The sequence below is a fragment of the Achromobacter marplatensis genome (assembly GCF_002209535.1).
GTDB classification, from domain to species: domain Bacteria; phylum Pseudomonadota; class Gammaproteobacteria; order Burkholderiales; family Burkholderiaceae_B; genus Achromobacter; species Achromobacter marplatensis.
Genome location: NZ_NJIG01000034.1, coordinates 1 through 19,196, shown reverse-complemented (window position 1 = coordinate 19,196; position 19,196 = coordinate 1). Strand labels below are relative to the sequence as shown.

Annotated in this window: 21 protein-coding genes; 9 read left to right on the top strand and 12 right to left on the bottom strand. The window is 66.5% G+C overall.

The genetic code is table 11. The annotated features are described in order from the left end of the window. From CEY09_RS31395 to CEY09_RS31375, 6 genes are all read left to right on the top strand, one after another. The coding region (locus CEY09_RS31395) for an IS3 family transposase (RefSeq protein ID WP_143219578.1) at positions 1-82 on the top strand (82 nt) is incomplete at its 5' end. A gap of 151 nt (positions 83-233) precedes the next feature. Continuing rightward, complete coding sequence (locus CEY09_RS32355) at positions 234-392, top strand: DUF5993 family protein (RefSeq protein ID WP_006222796.1); 159 nt, start codon at positions 234-236, stop codon at positions 390-392. 10 nt (positions 393-402) lie between these two features. Next, positions 403-975 (top strand): disulfide bond formation protein B, encoded by a 573-nt coding sequence (locus CEY09_RS31390; RefSeq protein ID WP_006222797.1) that lies wholly within the window; start codon positions 403-405, stop codon positions 973-975. A 105-nt stretch (positions 976-1,080) separates the two neighbouring features. After that, positions 1,081-1,602, top strand: a complete 522-nt coding sequence (purE, locus tag CEY09_RS31385; protein WP_006222798.1) for a 5-(carboxyamino)imidazole ribonucleotide mutase — start codon at positions 1,081-1,083, stop codon at positions 1,600-1,602. 5 nt (positions 1,603-1,607) lie between these two features. Next, entirely contained in the window at positions 1,608-2,798 is a 1,191-nt protein-coding gene (locus CEY09_RS31380; protein ID WP_088591628.1) for a 5-(carboxyamino)imidazole ribonucleotide synthase, read from the top strand. 14 nt (positions 2,799-2,812) lie between these two features. Further along, positions 2,813-3,865, top strand: coding sequence for an L-threonylcarbamoyladenylate synthase (locus CEY09_RS31375; RefSeq protein ID WP_167390193.1), 1,053 nt, complete (start codon positions 2,813-2,815; stop codon positions 3,863-3,865). Positions 3,866-3,918: 53 nt separating this feature from the next. Here the strand turns inward: CEY09_RS31375 and CEY09_RS31370 are convergent, their stop codons facing one another. From CEY09_RS31370 to CEY09_RS31355, 4 genes are read right to left on the bottom strand one after another with little or no spacing between them, the layout of a single operon-like run. After that, positions 3,919-4,746: an IclR family transcriptional regulator domain-containing protein gene (locus CEY09_RS31370; RefSeq protein WP_088591627.1), complete on the bottom strand. Its 828-nt coding sequence runs from the start codon at positions 4,744-4,746 to the stop codon at positions 3,919-3,921. Further along, positions 4,746-5,384 (bottom strand): 3-oxoacid CoA-transferase subunit B, encoded by a 639-nt coding sequence (locus CEY09_RS31365; protein ID WP_088591626.1) that lies wholly within the window; start codon positions 5,382-5,384, stop codon positions 4,746-4,748. Before CEY09_RS31365 ends, CEY09_RS31370 begins: the two co-directional genes overlap by 1 nt. A 10-nt stretch (positions 5,385-5,394) precedes the next feature. After that, positions 5,395-6,075, bottom strand: a complete 681-nt coding sequence (locus tag CEY09_RS31360) for a 3-oxoacid CoA-transferase subunit A (RefSeq protein WP_006222803.1) — start codon at positions 6,073-6,075, stop codon at positions 5,395-5,397. 47 nt (positions 6,076-6,122) lie between these two features. Further along, positions 6,123-7,136 (bottom strand): Bug family tripartite tricarboxylate transporter substrate binding protein, encoded by a 1,014-nt coding sequence (locus tag CEY09_RS31355; protein ID WP_088591625.1) that lies wholly within the window; start codon positions 7,134-7,136, stop codon positions 6,123-6,125. 352 nt (positions 7,137-7,488) lie between these two features. On the opposite strand from CEY09_RS31355, the gene CEY09_RS31350 reads away from it, so the two are divergent. Then, positions 7,489-8,511, top strand: a complete 1,023-nt coding sequence (locus CEY09_RS31350) for an amino acid ABC transporter substrate-binding protein (RefSeq protein WP_006222805.1) — start codon at positions 7,489-7,491, stop codon at positions 8,509-8,511. 242 nt (positions 8,512-8,753) lie between these two features. Beyond that, positions 8,754-10,313, top strand: coding sequence for an acetolactate synthase large subunit (locus tag CEY09_RS31345; RefSeq protein WP_088591624.1), 1,560 nt, complete (start codon positions 8,754-8,756; stop codon positions 10,311-10,313). A gap of 38 nt (positions 10,314-10,351) precedes the next feature. Here CEY09_RS31345 and CEY09_RS31340 read toward each other — a convergent pair whose 3' ends face one another. From CEY09_RS31340 to CEY09_RS31305, 8 genes are all read right to left on the bottom strand, one after another. After that, complete coding sequence (locus CEY09_RS31340) at positions 10,352-11,062, bottom strand: ABC transporter ATP-binding protein (RefSeq protein WP_006222812.1); 711 nt, start codon at positions 11,060-11,062, stop codon at positions 10,352-10,354. Then, positions 11,050-11,835, bottom strand: coding sequence for an ABC transporter ATP-binding protein (locus CEY09_RS31335; protein WP_088591623.1), 786 nt, complete (start codon positions 11,833-11,835; stop codon positions 11,050-11,052). Before CEY09_RS31335 ends, CEY09_RS31340 begins: the two co-directional genes overlap by 13 nt. Continuing rightward, positions 11,828-12,874: a branched-chain amino acid ABC transporter permease gene (locus tag CEY09_RS31330; RefSeq protein WP_088591622.1), complete on the bottom strand. Its 1,047-nt coding sequence runs from the start codon at positions 12,872-12,874 to the stop codon at positions 11,828-11,830. The genes CEY09_RS31335 and CEY09_RS31330 overlap by 8 nt, the downstream gene beginning before the upstream one ends. A gap of 4 nt (positions 12,875-12,878) precedes the next feature. After that, the gene (locus tag CEY09_RS31325) at positions 12,879-13,760 is read right to left on the bottom strand and encodes a branched-chain amino acid ABC transporter permease (protein WP_088591621.1); all 882 of its coding nucleotides are present in this window, start codon (positions 13,758-13,760) and stop codon (positions 12,879-12,881) included. 25 nt (positions 13,761-13,785) lie between these two features. After that, positions 13,786-14,946 (bottom strand): ABC transporter substrate-binding protein, encoded by a 1,161-nt coding sequence (locus tag CEY09_RS31320; RefSeq protein WP_006222816.1) that lies wholly within the window; start codon positions 14,944-14,946, stop codon positions 13,786-13,788. A gap of 31 nt (positions 14,947-14,977) precedes the next feature. Continuing rightward, complete coding sequence (locus tag CEY09_RS31315; RefSeq protein ID WP_088591620.1) at positions 14,978-15,823, bottom strand: alpha/beta fold hydrolase; 846 nt, start codon at positions 15,821-15,823, stop codon at positions 14,978-14,980. Continuing rightward, positions 15,820-17,379, bottom strand: coding sequence for a benzoate-CoA ligase family protein (locus tag CEY09_RS31310; RefSeq protein ID WP_088591619.1), 1,560 nt, complete (start codon positions 17,377-17,379; stop codon positions 15,820-15,822). The genes CEY09_RS31315 and CEY09_RS31310 overlap by 4 nt, the downstream gene beginning before the upstream one ends. Positions 17,380-17,459: 80 nt before the next feature. Continuing rightward, complete coding sequence (locus CEY09_RS31305; RefSeq protein ID WP_088591618.1) at positions 17,460-17,936, bottom strand: DUF4863 family protein; 477 nt, start codon at positions 17,934-17,936, stop codon at positions 17,460-17,462. A 180-nt stretch (positions 17,937-18,116) separates the two neighbouring features. On the opposite strand from CEY09_RS31305, the gene CEY09_RS31300 reads away from it, so the two are divergent. Further along, the gene (locus CEY09_RS31300) at positions 18,117-19,025 is read left to right on the top strand and encodes a helix-turn-helix transcriptional regulator (RefSeq protein ID WP_013395643.1); all 909 of its coding nucleotides are present in this window, start codon (positions 18,117-18,119) and stop codon (positions 19,023-19,025) included. Positions 19,026-19,196: the final 171 nt, after the last annotated feature.

Below are 19,196 nucleotides of genomic sequence, written 5' to 3'. Positions count from 1 at the left end.
TTACTACAATCACCACCGCATCAAGCTCAAGCTAAAAGGCCTGAGCCCGGTGCAATACCGAGCTCAGGCCTTCGGGCTTTAGCTTCCTCTGACCGTCCAACTTCTGGGGGTCAGTTCATCGAGCGGGTTTTTTTATGGTCCGGCCTTAGGGGAATCGATAACAATTATTGCGTATTGTTACGCTATACTCGTCGGCTGCCTAAGCAGGACGCCAGCCGACAGGAGTCTTACGCATGATCATGATGTTGCCCTTTCTGACCGGATTGGTTGCGGTGTGGTTCGGCGTGCTGGGAAAGCGCCGCCCCTGCGTGACGTTCTGGTTGCTTACGCTCGTGATCTTCGGCGTCTGGTGCCAATACCACATGACCAGCCCGCTGGCGCTCTCGTTGTAAGGGCGGGGCAATGATCTTCTCCCGCAATCCCGCGCGCGGCTCGCGCGTGCTGAACGGTCTGGCGCTGCTGGGCGTCACCGGCATCCTGGGCATGGCCTTTGCCTGGCAGTTCATCTACGACGAGCTGCCGTGCCCCCTGTGCCTGTTGCAGCGCGTGGCGTTCATCCTGGCCGGCGTGGGATTCCTGCTGAACATGCGGGTGGGGCCGTCGCCCATGCACTACGGCATGAGCATTGCGGCCTCGCTGGGCGGCATGGTCGCCTCGGGCAGGCAAGTGTTGCTGCACATCGCGCCCGGCGATCCTGGCTACGGCACGCCGTTCATGGGGCTGCACTTCTATACCTGGGCGTTCATCGCCTTTGCCGCCATCATCGTCTTCTGCGTCCTGATGCAGTCCGCCGACCGCAAATGGGGCGACAGCATGCTGAAAAAGCCGGTCTCGGCACTGGGTCTCGTCGTCATGGCCCTGTTTTTCATCATGACGCTGGCCAACGTCGGCAGCACTACCCTGGAGTGTGGTTTCGGGCCTTGCCCGGACAATCCCGACAGCTATCTGTGGCTGCCGTCTTCGGCCGCGCCATAGACGGTCGCGCGCGCCGGGTAAAATACCGGGTTTCGCGGACCGAATCCGCGGCCCTTTGACATTCCGCGGGCAGGTTTCCGCGGTCTTACCTCTTTGACACCGGTTATGACAGCCAAGACTTCCGCAGCGGCAGAGGCCACCCCCGTGGTGGGCGTGATTATGGGTTCTTCCAGCGATTGGGAGGTCATGAAGCACGCGGTCACCATGCTGGAGGACTTCGGCGTGGCCTACGAGGCGCGCGTGATTTCCGCGCACCGCATGCCGCAGGACATGGCCGAATACGGCGCGGCGGCGCACGAGCGCGGCCTGCGCGGCATCATCGCCGGCGCCGGCGGCGCGGCGCACCTGCCGGGCATGATGGCGGCACTGACCGAAGTGCCGGTGTTCGGCGTGCCTGTCCCCTCCAAATACTTGCGCGGCGAAGACTCGCTGCTGTCCATCGTGCAGATGCCCAAGGGCGTGCCGGTGGCCACCTTCGCGATCGGCGAAGCGGGCGCGGCCAACGCCGCCCTGCACGTGATCGCCACGCTGGCGGGCACCGATGCCGGTTTGCACAAGAAGCTGGTGGCTTTCCGCGCGCGCCAGACGCAAGCCGCGCGCGACATGAAGGTTCCGCCCGAGGCCTGATCCGTATGACTCAATTGACTCCTTTCATGATTGCCCCCGGCGGCTGGCTGGGCCTGTTGGGCGGCGGCCAATTGGGCCGCATGTTCTGCCACGCGGCGCAAAGCCTGGGCTACAAGGTCGCGGTGCTGGACCCGGCCGACGAATGCCCCGCTGGCATGGTGGCCGACCTGCACATCCAGGCCGCCTACGATGACGAAGCCGGTCTGGCCCGGCTGGCCCAGACCTGTCAGGCCGTCACCACCGAATTCGAAAACGTCCCCGCCGACAGCCTGCGCACGCTGGCCACGCGCTGCCGCGTGAGCCCCGCGGCCGACGCCGTGGCCATCGTGCAGGACCGCATCGCCGAAAAGACATTCATCGCCTCGCAAGGCATACCCGTCGCGCCGCACGCGGCCATCCGCGCCGAAGCGGACCTGCGCGCCGCCTCCGACGCCTTGTTTCCCGGCATCCTGAAAGTCGCCCGATTGGGTTACGACGGCAAGGGCCAGGCCCGCATCAACACGCGTGAAGAGGCGCTGGCCGCTTTCGCCGAATTCGGCGGTGTGGCTTGCGTGCTGGAAGCGCTGATGCCGCTGAATTACGAAATTTCGGTCGTGATCGCGCGCGGTTTCGATGGCGCCACCGTGGTGTTTCCCGTGGCGCGCAATGTGCACCGCGACGGCATCTTGGCGGTGTCCACTGCCGCGCCCGTGGAGTCGGACGCGGCGCACGCCGAACGGCAGGCCCGCGCGACCGACGCCGCGAAAGCCATCGCGCAAGGCCTGGGTTACCACGGCGTGATGTGCGTGGAGTTCTTCGTGCTGAAGGACGGCAGCCTGATCGTCAACGAGATCGCGCCGCGCCCGCACAACAGCGGACACTACACGATGAACGCCTGCGTCACCAGCCAGTTCGAGCAGCAGGCGCGCGCCATGGCCGGCCTGCCGCTGGGCAGCGCCGCGCTGCTGGCGCCCGCCGTCATGCTGAACATCCTGGGCGACATCTGGTATGCGTCTTCGACCGCGACGACGCAGCGCGAACCCGATTGGGCCGCCGCGCTGGCGGTGCCGACGGCCAAGCTGCACTTGTACGGCAAGCACGAAGCCCGCCGTGGCCGCAAGATGGGCCACGTCACCATCGTGGCGCCCACCCTGGACCAGGCCCGTGCCGATGCCGCCCGCGTGGCCGCCGCGCTGGGCATGGAAGCCCCCGAGTAAGCCGCGACGATCCGATGCCTTCCTTGCCCCCGCATGATTCCGCCAGCGCCGCGGAGATCGCCCTTGCCGCGCAACGTTTGCTGGATGGCGAACTGGCTGCCTTCCCCACCGAGACCGTCTACGGCCTGGGTGCGGATGCAGAAAGTCCGCAAGCGGTAGCGAAGATCTATGCGGCCAAGGGGCGGCCGTCGAATCATCCCGTCATCGTGCACATCGCGCCGCAAGGCGACGTGTCGTACTGGGCGGCCGAGGTGCCGCCCGAGGCACGCCTGCTGATTGACGCGTTCTGGCCTGGTCCGTTGACGTTGATCCTCAAGCGCGCGCCGCACATTGTGGACACGGTCAGCGGCGGGCAGGACAGCATCGGCATTCGCTGCCCGTCGCATCCTGTCGCGCAGGCGCTGCTGGCGGCCTTCGCTGCGGGCAAGGCGAACGGCCAGGGCGGCGTGGCGGCGCCGTCGGCCAACAAGTTCGGCCAGGTATCGCCGACGCGCGCCGAGCACGTGCGCCATGAATTCCCCGATGAAGTCGCCGCCGGCATGCCCGTGCTGGAGGGCGGCGCATCGGAAGTGGGCATCGAGTCCACCATCCTGGACCTGTCGCGCCTGGACCGCGGCGCGGGCCCCGTGCTGCTGCGCCCCGGCCATATCAGCGCGGCACAGATCGAAGCCGTGCTGGGCGTGCAGGTGTTCGCGCCGGATGCCGCCGCGCCGCGCGCCTCGGGCACGCTGAAAGCGCACTACGCGCCGCGCACGCCGCTGGAGCTGGTTTCCGACGCGCGCCTGCAGGACGTGGCCCAAGGCCGCAACCTGCCGGAAGGCAAGGTCGTGGTGGTGGCATACGGCGACGCGCCCCAGGCACTGGACCCGCGCCTGCAATGGCATCCCGTGCCCGCCGACCCGGCGCGCTATGCACAGGCTCTCTACGGCCTGCTGCGCGACCTGGACAAACAGGGCTATGCCCGCATCATCGTGCAGGCCCCTCCGGCTACCGACGAATGGCACGCGGTCAACGACCGCATCGGCCGCGCGGCCGCCGCCTTCACGCTGGATGCGACGGACCTTTAAGGTCAGCGGCGGCGCCGGCTCCAGGCCGGCTCCAGACACCGCCCACATCGCCTTTACGCGACCAGGAATTCGCCAATTCTTTCTACAGCCTGCCGCAGGGGCGGCAGGAATTCTTCCGTCAGCCGGACCAACGGCACCCGCGCCGCCTTCACGCTGACGTTTACGGCGCCGCAGGCCTTGCCGCTGGCCGAGCGCACGGGGACCGAGATTGCACGCACGTTCAGTTCCAGTTCCTGGTCCACCACCGCATAGCCCTGCTCGCGGATGCGCGCCAGTTCCGCGCGCAGCTTCGCTTCGGTGGTCAGCGTGAATTCCGTATAGGGTTGCAGGTCGACCGTGGCGAAATAGCGGGCCAGCGCGGGTTCGGGAAGTTGCGCCAGCAGCACGCGTCCGATTGACGTGCAGTACGCCGGCAAGCGGCTGCCCAGCCCCATCGACGTGGCCAGCAGGCGGTTCACTTCCGAGCGCGCCAGATACAGCATCTCGTGGCCTTCCATGATGGCCAGCGCACAGGTTTCATTGACGGTGGCGCTCAGCTCTTCCAACACGGGCTGGGCAAGCGACACGAACGGCGTGGACGAAAAGTACGCGTAGCCCAGGCCCAGGATGCGCGGCGTCAGCACATACAGCCGGCCGTGCTGCTCGGCGATGCCCAGCAGGATCAATGTGTGCAGGCAACGCTGCACGACGGCGCGCGGCAGCGCGGCGCGCCGGCTCAGTTCCGCCGCCGTCTGCGGATGGCGGCGCGTGCCGAACGCGCGGATCACATGCAGGCCGCGCGCAAGCGTCAGCATGTAGTCCGGATCGCCGCGCAACTGGTCGGGATGATCTTCCGCCGCAAGCGGGGCGGCGTAGCCGGGTGGGGGAAGATTGGGCAGCATCAGCCTGCGCGCAGCGGCGCGCCGGTGCGCGCTTGCAGTTCGTTCAGAGTCATGCCGTCGATCATATCCCGAACCACCAGACCCTCCGGCGTGACGTCGATGACGGCCAGATCCGTGTAGATGCGGTCGACCACGCCGGCGCCCGTCAGCGGATACGTGCAGCGTTCGACGATCTTCGGATCGCCGTTCTTGCTGTTGTGCTCCATCATGATGAACACGCTGCGCGCGCCCACTGCCAGGTCCATCGCTCCGCCGACGGCCGGCGCTTCGCCTGGCTTGGCCAACGACCAGTTGGCCAGGTCGCCGTTGGCGGCAACCTGCATGCCGCCCATGACGCAGATGTCCAGATGGCCCCCGCGCATCATCGCGAACGAATCTGCGTGGTGGAAGTACGAGCCGCCTTCCAGCAGCGTCACCGGCTGCTTGCCGGCGTTGATCAGATCCAGGTTGATGGCATCGTCAGCGGGCGGCGGGCCCATGCCCAGTATGCCGTTTTCGCTATGCAGCACGATTTCGCGGCCGGGGGGAAGATGGGCGGCCACCAGCACTGGCATGCCGATGCCCAGGTTGACGTAGCTGCCGTCGGGAATGTCCAGGGCCAGGCGGCGCGCCATGGCCTCGCGGGTCAGGGGTTGCATGAGAATTCCTTCAGCTGGAAAAGGCGGCATTGGCCACTTCGGTGACACGCGCGACGAAGATGCCCGGCGTCACGACGGCTTCGGGCGACAGTTCGCCCAGCTCGACCTTGGCGCGCACTTGCACAATGGTGGTCTTGGCCGCCATGCACATGATGGGTCCAAAGTTGCGCGCGCTCTTGTGGTAGGTCAGGTTGCCCCAGCGGTCGCCCTGGTCCGCCTTGACGAGCGCGAAGTCGCCATGCAGCGGCGTCTCGAAGACATGGCCGCGGCCGTCGATGATGCGGGTTTCCTTGCCCTGGGCCAGCTCGGTGCCATAGGCGGTAGGGGTGAAGAAGCCGCCCAGCCCGGCGCCGGCGGCGCGCAACCGTTCGGCGATGGTGCCTTGCGGCACGCATTCCAGTTCAATGCCGCCGCGGCGGTACAGGTCGTCGAAGACCCAGGAATGCGAGGCCTTGGGAAACGAGCAGATGACGCGGCGCACCCGGCCGGCCTTGATCAGCGCGGCCAGGCCGGTTTCGTGGTTGCCTGCGTTGTTGCTGACGACGGTGAGTTCGCGCGCGCCCTGGTCGATCAGCGCATGGATGAGTTCGGTGGGCATGCCTGCGCCGCCGAAGCCGCTGATCAGCACCGTGGCGCCGTCGTGGATGTCCGAGACCGCGGCCTCGGGGGTATCGATGAACTTGTTGATCATGGGGAAACTCCGATCGAGCCAGGCGCGGTGCCGCGCCCGGTCCGCGTTCAATTCACGGTGATGGCCGCCTGCTTGATGATTTCGGCGTAGCGCGCCGAATCCGTCTTCATCAGTTCCGCGAACTGCGCCGTGGTGCCGCTGGCGGGCAGGAAGCCCGCATCCACGAACTTCTGCTTCACATCGGGTTCCTTGACGATCTCGGCGATCTCACGCGCCATGCGTTCGATGATCGGCTTGGGCGTGCCGGCCGGGGCCATCAGGCCGGCCCAGGAGCCCGTCACGAAGCCGGGCATGCCGGCTTCTTCCATCGTGGGGATGCCGGGCTCGGTGGGCCAGCGTTCCTTGCCGGTGAAGGCCAGCGCTTTCAGGCGGTTCTGCTTCACGTACTGCATCGGGACCAGGATGGGGTCGAACACCATCGAGACGCGGCCGCCCAGCAGATCGGTCAGGATGGGGGCGCTGCCCTTGTAGGCCACGTGCGTCATCGTGAGCTTGTTCTGCAGCGCGAAGTCGGCGCCGGTCAGGTGCGCGCTGGACCCGTTTCCGCTGGACGCGTAGGTGAGCTTGTCGGGATTCTTGCGGCCATAGGCGACCAGGTCGGCCACGGTGTTGACCGGCAGGTCTTGCGCCACGAACAGGAACAGGGGCAGGTCGGCCATCTGCACCACCGGCGTCAGGTCAGCCGGGGCGTAGGTCAGCTTGTACAGGTGGAAGTTGATGATGTAGGCCGGCAGGATGGACAGGAAGGTGTAGCCGTCCGCGTCCGACTTGGCCGCGATGGCCGAGCCCACGCTGCTGTTGGCCCCCGGCCGGTTCTCGACGATGATCGTCTGCTTCAGGCGTGGCCCCAATTTTTCCATGACGATGCGGGTCACGATATCGGTGGAGCCGCCCGGCGTGTAGGGCACGATGATCTTGATGGGCTTGCTGGGCCAGTCATCCGCCGCGTGGACGGGGGCGGTGCCCAGGCCTGCCGCGGCCAGCGCGGACAACAACAGGGTCTTCAGGGCCATGCGGCGGTGCGCCGCGCGGCGAGGCTGCGTCTTGCTTGCTTGTGCCATGGATTTGTCTCCTCCATGAATCGGCCGAGTATCGATGCGCGCCCGGGATTTTTGTTGTGGCGCGATCGGCTTTTATGCTGCGGCGCCGGTGCCGCTGAGCGGACACCGGCGCGAAAAAAGTATGGCATGCGAGCTTTGCCCGGACGGCTTGAGAGGGCCGGATAAAGTTCGATCACCGGACAAATCTGATAGGGCCTCGAATGGGCATCGCCTCGGGTTTCCACTAGGCCCGATCGCGTTGTTCACGCAGTGGACATGGCGTAATCTGGCGGCCGGCCCGACAACGCTGGGCTCGGTTTCAGCCGGGAAGGCTTACAAGTCCGACCGGGCATCTATCTCAGGAGAGGCAATAATGAAGCGGTCCATCTTGTTTGCAGCCGGCGCGCTCGCCCTGGCTTGCGCGTCCCAGGCGGCAGTCGCCGGCCCCACGCTGGATGCGGTGAAGAAAAAAGGGTTCGTGCAGTGCGGCCTGACCGACGGCGTATCCGGCTTTTCCGCCACCAATAGCAAGGGCGAATGGGAAGGCATGGACGTGGATATCTGTCGCGCGGTCGCCGCGGCCGTATTCGGCGATTCGACCAAATTCAAGGGCACGGCGCTGTCGACCCAGCAACGCTTCACCGCGCTGCAATCGGGTGAAGTCGACGTGCTGCTGCGCACCGTCACGCTGACCCAGACGCGCGACACCTCGCTGGGCTTGTCCGCGGTGGCCGCCAGCTTCTATGACGGCCAGGGCATCCTGGTGAACAAGAAACTGGGCGTCAAGAGCGCCAAGGAATTGAACGGCGCCACCGTCTGCGTGCAGCCGGGCACCACCACGGAACTGAACCTGGCCGACTGGTTCCGCTCGAACAAGATCGAGTTCAAGCCGGTCGTGATCGACAAGGTGACCGAAGTCGTGCGCGCGTTTGAGTCCGGCCGCTGCGATGCCTTCACCGACGATGCCTCGCAACTGGCCGCCGTGCGCGCCACGCAAGTCGCCAATCCCAACGACTACGAGATCCTGCCGGAACGCTTCTCCAAGGAACCGCTGGGCCCCATGGTGCGCCAGGGTGACGAGAATTGGCTGGGCATCGTGCGCTGGACCTTGTTCGCGCTGCTGGAAGCCGAGGAATATGGCATCACGCAGAAAAACGTCGACGAAATGTTGAAGAGCAGCAACCCCAACGTCTTGCGCATCCTGGGCGTGACGCCGGGCGCCGGCAAGAACATGGGCGTGGACGAAAAATGGGCCTACAACGCCATCAAGGCCGTGGGCAACTACAGCGAAGTGTTCGAGCGCAACGTCGGCAAGGACAGCAAGCTGGGCCTGCAGCGCGGCACGAACGCGCTGTGGAGCAACGGCGGCGCCATGTATCCGTGGCCGATCCGTTGACGCAGTGCGGCCTGTGAAGGCAAAGCGGCCCCTCGGGGCCGTTTTTTTTGCGGGCGTGGGGCGGACGCGGCAGCGTTGGTTATGCTAATTCCGGCTGGCGGAACGCTTGGTGCCGGATTCGGGAATGGTTCCATCTTCGCAACCTGAAATGGCTCTACCGCGTTTTTGATACGCTACCTATCATGCATATCAGGCGGGCGCGCATGTGCCCGCATCGCCATTGAAAACGACTAGGGAAAATCATGAACGGCGCTGACAGTCTTTGCGATACCTTGCTGGCCAACGATGTGGACGTGTGTTTTGCCAACCCCGGCACATCGGAAATGCACTTTGTCGCGGCGTTGGATCGCAAGCCCAAGATGCGTTGCGTGCTGGGCCTGTTCGAAGGCGTGGTGACGGGCGCGGCCGACGGCTACGCGCGCATGGCCGACAAGCCTGCCGCCACGCTGCTGCACCTGGGCCCGGGCCTGGGCAATGGCCTGGCCAACCTGCACAACGCCAAGCGCGCCCGCACCCCCATGGTCAACATCGTGGGCGACCACGCGACCTATCACGTGCAATACGATGCGCCGCTGACCAGCGACGTGGAGGGCGTGGCGCGCCCGATGTCGCACTGGGTCAAGCGCACGATGACCGCCGCCGCGGTGTCCTCGGACGCTGCCGAAGCCATCGCCGTGGCGCGCGGTGCGCCCGGCAATATCGCGACCCTGATCCTTCCGGCCGACGCGGCCTGGACGGACCTGCCTGACAACGCGCCCGCGCCGGTGCTGGTCAAGGACGCAGCCCTGGCCCAGACGTCCGCCGACGCCGTGCGTGCCGCCGCCGCCGCGATCCGCTCGGGCGAGGTGACGGTGCTGATGCTGGGCGGCGCGGCGCTGCGCGAGCGCGCGCTGAACGCTGCCGGCCGCATTGCGCGCGCCACCGGTGTGCGCCTCATGTCGGAAACCTCCAACCGCCGTATCGAACGCGGCGGCGCGCGCACGCCGGTCGACCGTTTGCCCTATCCGATCGACATGGCGGTCGCCAAGCTGAAAGACGTGAAGCACCTGGTGCTGGCGGGCGCCAAGGCGCCCGTGGGCTTTTTCGCGTATCCCGGCAAGCCCAGCCTGCTGGCGCCGCCGGACAGCAATCAGGTCGTGCTGGCGAGCGCCGAGCAGGATCTGGCGCACGCGCTGGAATGGCTGGCGGACGAATTGGGCATCGCCGCGGACGCGCCGCGCCTGGCCACGCCGGCCGCCGCTTACGAGGTGCCGGCATCGGGCAAGCTGACCGGCGCCGCCGTGAACATCCTGATCGCGCACACCTTGCCCGAGCAGGCCATCGTGTGCGACGAGTCCATCACGCAAGGCCGCGAATTTCCGATCTACAGCGCCAGCAGCGCGCCGCACGACTGGCTGATGTTGACGGGCGGGGCCATCGGCATCGGCCTGCCGATGGCGACCGGCGCCGCCGTGGCATGCCCGGACCGCAAGGTCATTACGCTGCAAGCCGATGGCAGCGGCATGTACACCCTGCAGGCGCTGTGGACGCAGGCGCGTGAAAATCTGGATTGCCTGACGGTGATCCTGGCCAACCGCTCCTACGCCACGCTGCATGGCGAAATGAAGAACGTGGGCGTGAAGGAACCGGGCCGCAATGCGCGCCGCATGTTGGATCTGGAAGAGCCCTATCTGGATTGGACGCACCTGGCCCGCGGCATGGGCGTGGAGGCGGTCAGCGTCGATACGGTGGAAGGTTTCGCCCGCGCGCTGACAGACGGCCTGAAGCGCCGCGGCCCGTTCCTGATCGAAGCCATCATCTAAGGGCGATCCGCGCTGGGGCTCTGTCGTGCCGACGGGCCCTAGACGCCCAGATAGCGCGTCAGTTGCTCCGGTTGCCGGGCCAGCGACGCGCTGTCGCCGTCCTGCACGATCAAGCCCTTTTCCATCACCAGGCAGCGGTCGGTGTGTTCCAGCACCGCGCGGTAATTGCGGTCCACGATCAAGGCCGACATGCCGGTGGCGCGGATCTGGCGGATGATCTTCCAGATCTCCGCCACGATCAACGGGGCCAGCCCTTCGGTAGCCTCGTCCAGGATCAGCAGGTCTGGGTTGGTCATCAGCGCCCGGCCGATGGCCAGCATCTGCTGCTCGCCGCCCGATAGCTGCTGCCCGCCATGCCCCAGCCGTTCGCGCAGCCGCGGAAACGTGTCCAGCACGCGCGCATAGGTCCAATCCTGTCCGCCGCGCACGCCGGGGCGCGCCGCGACCTGCAGGTTTTCCCGCACATTCAGGTTGGGAAAGATGCCGCGCCCCTCGGGCACGTAGGCCACGCCCAGCCGTGCGATGGCGTGGGGCTGGGCGTGCGTGCAATCGCGCCCGCCGACACGCACCTGGCCCTGCGCGCTTTTTACCTGGCCCATCAGGCTGCGGATCAAGGTGGTCTTGCCCATGCCGTTGCGGCCCACCAGCCCGACGGATTCGCCCGGTGCGATGTGCATGTCCACGCCGCGCAGCACGTGGCTGGCGCCGTAGTACACGTGCAGGCCGCCGGCTTCAATCAGTGCGTGCATGGCGGGGTTTCCTTTGCGTGGTCCTGCGTGTCTTCGCCCAGGTACGCCGTGCGCACTTCCGCGTTGGCGCGGATCTGGGCGGGGCTGCCGCTGGCGATGGCGGTGCCGTTGACCATCACGGTGATGGTTTCGGCGATGCGGAATACGGCGTCCATGTCGTGTTCCACCAGCAGGATCGCGTGGCCCGTCTTCAAGGTGTGAAGCAGGTCCAGGATGCGGTCCGTCTCTTCGGGGCCCATGCCGGCCAGAGGCTCGTCCAGCAGGAGCACCTGCGGTTCGCCCGCCAGGCACATGGCGATCTCCAGTTGGCGCTTGCGGCCGTGCGGCAACAGGCCTGCGGCGCGGGCGGCGTCATCGGCCAGCCCGGTGCGTTCCAGCGCGTGCTGCGCCAGGTCTGCGCTGCGCCGGCAATCCGAGGCCGGGCGCCACCAGTGCCAAAAGCGCTGGCGGCCTGCTTGCGCGGCCAGCCGGCAGTTTTCGAACACGGTCAGCTCGGGAAACAGCGTAGACCGCTGATAGCTGCGCCCCAGCCCGGCACGCGCCCGCTCGGGCTGCCGCCAGGCCGTGACGTCGCGCCCGCCCAGCATGACCTGGCCGCTTGTGGGCGCCAGTTCCCCCGATAGGATGTTGATCAGCGTGGACTTGCCCGCGCCGTTGGTGCCGATCACGGCATGCACCTGGCCGCGCGCCAGGCCCAGCGAGACGCCGTTGACGGCGGTCAGCCCGCCGAAGCGGCGCGTGACGGCCGAGGCCGCAAGCAGAAGGTCAGACATGGGGTTCCCCCTGGATCGGAAGGCGGACAGGCGCGCGGGCGGATGTGGCTGCCGCGGCAGCAGCGCGTGCGTTTGCCGCACGGGCCTCGCGGCGTTGCCGCCATTGCGCGGGCAATCCGGCGATGCCGTTGGGCAGCAGCGCCACGAGCGCAATGATGGCTAGCCCCAAGGGCAGGTGCCAGTGGCGGGCATAGTCGCCGAACAGCGCTTGCGACTGGAACAGCTCCTGCATCAGCACCAGCGCCACCGTGCCGATCACGGCGCCGCCCAGGCTGGCCATGCCCCCCAGGATCACCATCAGCAGCACCAGCCCGGACTGTTCCCATGCCAGCAGTTCGGGCGTGACGAACCCGTCTTTCAGTGCGAACAGGAAGCCTGCCAGGCTGGCCAGGGTCGCGCCCACCACATAGGCGGTCAGCTTGTAGGGATAGGTCGAATAGCCGGCGGCCCGCATGCGTTGTTCATTGATGCGGATGCCGGCTAGTGCCGCGCCGAAGGGTGAACGCCGCAGCAAGGCCAGAAAGCCCCACGTCAGCGCCAGGCAGGCCAGCACGAAGTAGTAGAACGTCGTGCTGTTGCCCAGGTCGAAGGGCATCCAGCCGGCCATCGACAGCGCGGGCCTGAAGTACAGGTAGATGCCGTCGCTGCCGCCGCCGACCTTGGTGTCGTGGAAGACGTAATAGGCCATCTGCGCGAACGCCAGCGTGACCATGATGAAGTACACGCCGCGCGTGCGCAGCGCCAGCGCGCCTGTCACGGCGGCGTAGGCGGCCGCCGCCAGCAGGGCCGCGGGCAGCAGCCACCACAGGCTGGCGGCTTCCGATTCGGGCGACAGCAGCGCTGCCGCATAGGCGCCGATGCCGAAGAACGCCGCATGCCCCAGGCTGACCAGCCCCGCGCCGCCGACCAGCAGTTGGAGGCTTAGCGCGAAGATGGCGTAGATCATGACCTTGATGGCCAGGCCGGTGTAGTAGTCGCTGCCGCTCCAGGCAAAGGCGGCCAAGGCCAGCAGCGTTGCAACGGGTAGGAGTTTCGTCATGTCGCTAGCCCTGTTTGAACAGCCCTTCGGGCTTGCAAAGAAGAATGAGCGCCATCAGCAAGTAGACGAGCACTCCCGCCGCGGAAGGGAACAACACCTGGCCGAAGGTCTCGACGAATCCCACCAGCATCGCCGCCAGGAACGCACCGCGGATCGATCCAATGCCGCCGATCACCACCACCACGAAGCAGATGATCAGCACGCCGTTGCCCATGCCGGGATACACCGATGACACGGGCGCGGCGATGGTGCCGGCCAGCGCGGCCAGCGCCACGCCCGCCGCGAACACCAACCGGTACAGCTTGTTCACGTCGATGCCCAGCGATCCGGTCATTTCGCGGTTGCTGGCGCCGGCCCGCAGCATCATGCCCAGGCGCGTGCGCGAGATCACCCAGTACAGCAGCAGCGCCACCGCGATGCCCACCGCCGAGATGAACAGCCGGTAGACCGGATACGTCATCACGCCACCCAGCGAGATGCTGCCTTGCAGCCAGGCGGGCAACGGCACGCCGTGCACGTCGTTGCCGACCAGGATGCTGCGCAGTTCCTCGAACACCAGGATCAGGCCGTAGGTCATCAACACCTGCTGCAGGTGGTTGCGGTGGTACAGGTAGCTGAAGAACGCCGCCTCCAGGAAGTAGCCCAGCACCGCGGCCAGCGCCACGCACACGGCAAGCGTCGCGATGAAGCCGCCGCCCAGCCAGCGGTCGATCACCGGCCCCAGCGCAAACGCCATATAAGCGCCGATCATGTAGAAACTGCCGTGGGCAAGATTGATGATGCCCATGATGCCGAAGATCAGCGTGAGTCCGCTGGCCACCAGGAACAGCAGCAAGCCGTACTGGAAAGCGTTCAGGCTTTGAATAAGCAGGATGCTGATGTCCATGGGGCCTCCCGTGGCGGACGTGGCGTCAGAGCTTGCAGCCGCGGGCCGGATCGGCCAGCTTCTGCGCGGCGACTTCCACGACCTTGTTCTCCAGACCGTCCACACGGCGCAGATAGATGTCCTGCACCGGGTTGCCCGCGGCCGACAAGGTGAAGGGGCCGCGCGGGCTATCGACCGTTGCGCCGCGCATCGCGGTGCGGAAGTCGGCCTTCTTGGCGAAGTCTCCCTTGACGGCGGACAGCCCCGACTGCATCAGCTGCGCCGCGTCATAGCCCTGTACGGCGTACACGTCCGGCTGAGCGTTGTAGTTCTTGGCGTAGTCGGCGCGGAAGGCGTTGTCGCGCGGCGTGTTCAGGCCGTCGGCATAGTGCAGCGTGGTCAACAGGCCTTGCGCCGACGCGCCTTGCGCCTGCAAGGTGCCGTCAGTCAGAAAACCGGACCCGTACAGCGGAATCGTCTTGTCCAGCCCCGCGGCGTGATAGTCCTGCACGAATTTCACGGCGCCGCCGCCGGCGAAGAACGTGAACACCATATCGGGCTTGGTCGCGGCGATCTCGGTCAGGAGCGACTGGAACTCCACGTTGGGAAACGGCAGGCTCAGCTCTTTGACGACCTTGCCGCCGGCCTTCTCGAAGCCTTCCTTGAAGCCGCCGATTGCCTCGTCGCCTGCGGCGTACTTCCAGGTGATGGTGACGGCCGTCTTGTGGCCCTTGGCAACGGCGACGGGACCCATCGCGTACGCCGGCTGCCAGTTGGTGAAGGACGTGCGGAAGATGCCGGGGCCGCACAGCGGGCCGGTGATGGCGTTGGCGCCGGCGTTCGTCACGATCAAGGTGGTGTCGCTGTCCTTGGCGGCTTTGGCCAGCGCCATCGCCACGCCCGAGTGCACGGTGCCGATCAGCACGTCGACCTGGTCACGCTTGATCAGGCGGTTGGCGTTTTCGGCGGCCTTGGCGGGATTGGACTCGTCGTCCACCTTGAAGTATTCGATCTCGCGCCCGCCCAGCTTGCCGCCTTGCTCGGCGACATACAGCTTGAAGCCGTTCTCGATGGCGGTGCCGAGTGCGGCATAAGTGCCGCTATAGGGCAGCATGAAACCGACTTTGATCTTGTCGGCGGCCTGCGCGCCGCTGGCGGCGAACGTCAGGGCCGCGGCGATCGCAGCTCGGGTCAGGGCGTGGTTCATGGTTTGTCTCCGTGCTTGTTATGGGCTGGCGTCACCGCCAGCCGGGTTTTTCCAACGCGCCGATGAAATCGGCAACGGCCTGGATAACAATGGCGGGCTGGTCCTTGTGCGGCGAATGGCGGCAGTCGGGAATCTCCAGCAATACGGTCTGCGGCGCATGGCGGTGAATCCCGCGTATCTGTGCCAGCGAGCCGTACTCGTCGTCCACGCCCTGGATCGCCAGCACGGGGCAGCCGATGCGGGGCAGATGATCTTCGATGTTCCAGCGGCGGAAATCGGGGTTCAGCCAGATGTCGTTCCAGCCCCAGAACGCCGAATCCACGTCCGCGTGGTAGCGGGCCAGGCGGCTGCGCAGGTCCGTGTCCAGATACGCCTGGCGCGCCAGCGCGATGTTCGCGACGGTGACGTCTTCGACGAACGTATGCGGCGCGGCAACGACGATGCCGGCGACGGCCTCCGGATGCATCGCGGCATACAGCAACGCGATCGATCCGCCGTCGCTGTGTCCGAACAGCACCGGCTTGTCGCGCCGGGCGTCCACGCCCAGCGCGGTGAACAGCGCGGGCAGTACGTCGCGCGCCTCGCGGTGCATGAAATCCACCGGCCATTTTTCCTGCGGAGGGCGCGGCGTGGATTGCCCGTAGCCATAGCGCGATACCACCAGGCCGCGGCATCCGGCGGCTTCGCACACGTGCAACGGCCAGTCCTTCCACATGGCGACCGACCCCAGGCCTTCATGCAGGAAGACGAGCAGCGGCGCCGTCGCGCGTTCAGGTGCGATCCACAGGCACTCCAGGCGCAGCGCGCGGCCAGTGGCCTGAACGTCGGCGAAGACGGGGTGGGCCGTCAGGGCGCCGGTGGCCGCCGCGCCGTTCATAGCGTGGCCTCTTCAAGCTGGCGCAGGCGGAATCGCTGGATCTTGCCGGTGGCGGTCTTGGGCAGTTCCTCGGTGAAGTTGATCTGCCGCGGGTACTTGAAGGGGGCCAGGTGCTGCTTCACATAGCTTTGCAGGGCGGCGCCGGTGTTCGCGTCCGGTTCGAAACCCGGACGCAGCACGACGTAGGCTTTGGTCTTGGTCAGCCCGTCGTGGTCCGGCACGCCGATCACGGCGGCTTCCAGCACGGCTTCGTGCTGCACCAGGATGTTCTCCACTTCCACGGGCGATACGTATTGGCCACTGACCTTGATCATGTCGTCGCTGCGTCCCGCATACGTGTAGTAGCCGTCAGGGTCGCAGGTGTACTTGTCGCCGCTTTTCAGCCAGTCGCCCAGGAAGCACTGCCGCGTCTTGTCGCGGTTGTTCCAGTACATCAGCGCGGCGCTGGGGCCTTTGATGTAGAGGTCGCCGATGGCGCCCGGCTCGACTGGCGCGCCGTTCTCGTCACGCAGCTGCACTTCGTAGCCGGGCACGGGCTTGCCGGTCGTGCCATAGCGCAACTGTCCGCTCTGGTTCGAAATGAAGATGTGCAGCATCTCGGTCGACCCGATGCCGTCCAGGATTTCACAGCCGAAATGCCGGGTGAAGCGTTCGCCGATGTCGCGCGGCAGCGCTTCGCCGGCCGAGGTGCAGACCCGCATCGCCACCTGTTCGCGCGGCGGCAGGTCGGGCGAGGCCAGCATGCTGGCATACAGCGTGGGTACGCCGTAGAACACGGTGGGGCGATGCCGCGTCAGACGCTGGAACACGGCTTGCGGGGTAGGGCGTTCGCCCATCAGCACCACGGTGGCGCCGACGGATAGCGGGAAGGTCAGGCCGTTGCCCAGGCCATAAGCGAAGAACAGCTTTGCCGCCGAGAACACGACGTCGTCTTCGCGGATGCCCAGCACGGGCTTGGCATAGAGTTCGGCCGTGTGCCACAGGTTGCCGTGGGTGTGGACCACGCCTTTGGGCTTGCCGGTGGAACCCGACGAATACAGCCAGAAGGCGATCTCGTCGGACAGCGTGCGCACGGCGGGTGCAATTGGCGCGGCGGCCAGCAGGGCCTCAAATTCACGGGCCTCGCCGGGCAGGGGGGCCGTGGGCTGAGACACCACCAGGTGTTCGACCTCGGCCGGCGACTGGGCCAGCGCGGCCTGCAGTGTGGGCAGCAGCGCGCCCGACACGAACACGGCGCGCACGCGGCTATGGGCAAGGATGTAGGCGTAGTCATCCGCCGTCAGCAGGGTATTGACCGCCACCGGCACTACGCCGGCGTGCAATGCGCCCAGAAACACCACGGGCCAGTCGGCCGTGTCCTGCATCAGCAGCAGGATGCGCTCTTCGCGGCGCAGCCCCAGTTGGCGCAAGGCGCCCGCCATGCGGGCCACCCGCTCCGCCAGTTCGCCATAGCTCAGCTGGCGCGTGTCGTCGATGTAGGCGGGCTTGGCGGCGCGCGGCGCGTTCAGCGCGGCCAGGTAACTGGCGAAATTCAGTTCGGCGGGGCAGGTATTCACGGTTGTCTCCTGATGTCCTGGTGGTGGGGCGGGCCATGGCTGTGTTTTTTTGTGGCCTGGCCGCGGCCGCGGGCGCGGGCTTAGCTGGCGGGCCGCGTGAATTCGATGGCGCCGCCGGGCAGCAGATACAGCACCAGGGCGCGTCCTTGCGTGACGGTCGGGCTGTGGGCGCTGCCGGGGCCGTAGACGAGCCAGCCTGCGCCGTGACCGTCGAAGCGGGCATCGTCGGTCAGCGGCATGATCAGGTCGATCTCGCCGTTGGGATGGGCGTGGTGGGGGCCGGCCAGGTCGTCCATGTCGACGACGTCCACCGAACAGCCCGCCAGATCGTCGGCGGGCTTGATGACACGGCCATAGCGGATGCCGCCGCCTTCCCGGTTGCACATCCACCCCTCGGCCACGCCCTGCCTACAGGCGGCGAAGATATTCTGGTAAAGGGCGCTGTGCGGGCCGGCCTCCTGGTTCAGCCGCGCTTGCAGCCCCTCGTCCAGCGCTTGGCCCGACACCAGGCGCGTCGCCTCGCGCATCAGGGCATGGAATTGATCTGGCGTGCTCACCGGGACTCCTCCTTTACACTGTCGGCGCCTGAGATGCGGCATGAAATCAAGTGCTGCTTTTTTGCACACCCGGGCGGCTTGGAACTGCTTTGAGGAAAAATAGTGCTTCCACTGGATTGGGTCAAGCACTATAGTGCATAAAACAGGGCGTATCAGGGTATTTGCGGAGTCAGCCAAAACATGAATCAAGCGCTAGACGCGGCGCCATCCGAACCCAGGCGGGAAGCTTTCCTGGTGGCATTGGGCGAGCGGGTGCGCCGCTTGCGAGCCATACGCGGCATGACGCGCAAGGGCTTGTCCCAGGTGACCGGCGTGTCCGAAAGGCATCTGGCCAATCTTGAGCACGGCGTGGGCAACGCCTCTATCCTGGTGCTGCTGCAGATTGCCCGCGCGTTCAATTGCGCGCTGGCCGAACTGGTCGGCGACGTCACCACGGAATCGCCGGATTGGCTGCTGATCCGCGAGTTGCTCAGCGGCCGCACGGAATCCGACCTGCAGCGGGCCCGCGAGGCCTTGACCCAGCTGTTTGGCGTGGGGGCGGGCGCGCAGCGCCCCAACCGCACCCAGCGGGTGGCGCTGATCGGGCTGCGGGGGGCGGGCAAGTCCACGCTGGGCCAGATGCTGGCCGACGACCTGGGCTATCCGTTTGTCGAGCTGAACCGCGAAATCGAACGGGTGGCCGGCTGCAGCATCCTTGAAATCCATAATCTGTACGGTCCCAATGCCTACCGCCGCTATGAGCGCCGCGCGCTGGAAGAGGCCGTACAGATCTATCCGGAAATGGTGCTGGCCACGCCGGGCGGGCTGGTGTCCGAGCCGGCCACGCTGAATCTGCTGCTGGCGCATTGCTACACGGTCTGGCTGCGCGCCACCCCCGAAGAGCACATGGGCCGGGTAATGGCGCAAGGCGACTTCCGCCCCATGTCGGGCAATAACGAGGCAATGGCTGACTTGAAGCGCATCCTGGCCGGCCGCGAAGCCTTCTACGCCAAGGCCGACCTGACCTGGGTCACCAGCAACCTGGAAGTGCAGGAGAGCTTTGCCGGCCTGCGCACCCAGGTGCGCAAAGCCTGCGGCCTGCCGCTATAGCGAACCCGGTATCGGGCAGAGCCGTCTGCAGCCATTCAAAAGGCCGCCTTACTGAACTGACCCCCGAAAGTTGGACGTAGATCCAACCTTCGGGGGTTTTTACATGGCGAAGTACGACGAGAACTTCAAGCTCAAGGTAGTCAGGCAGTATCTGTCCGGAACAGGAGGCAG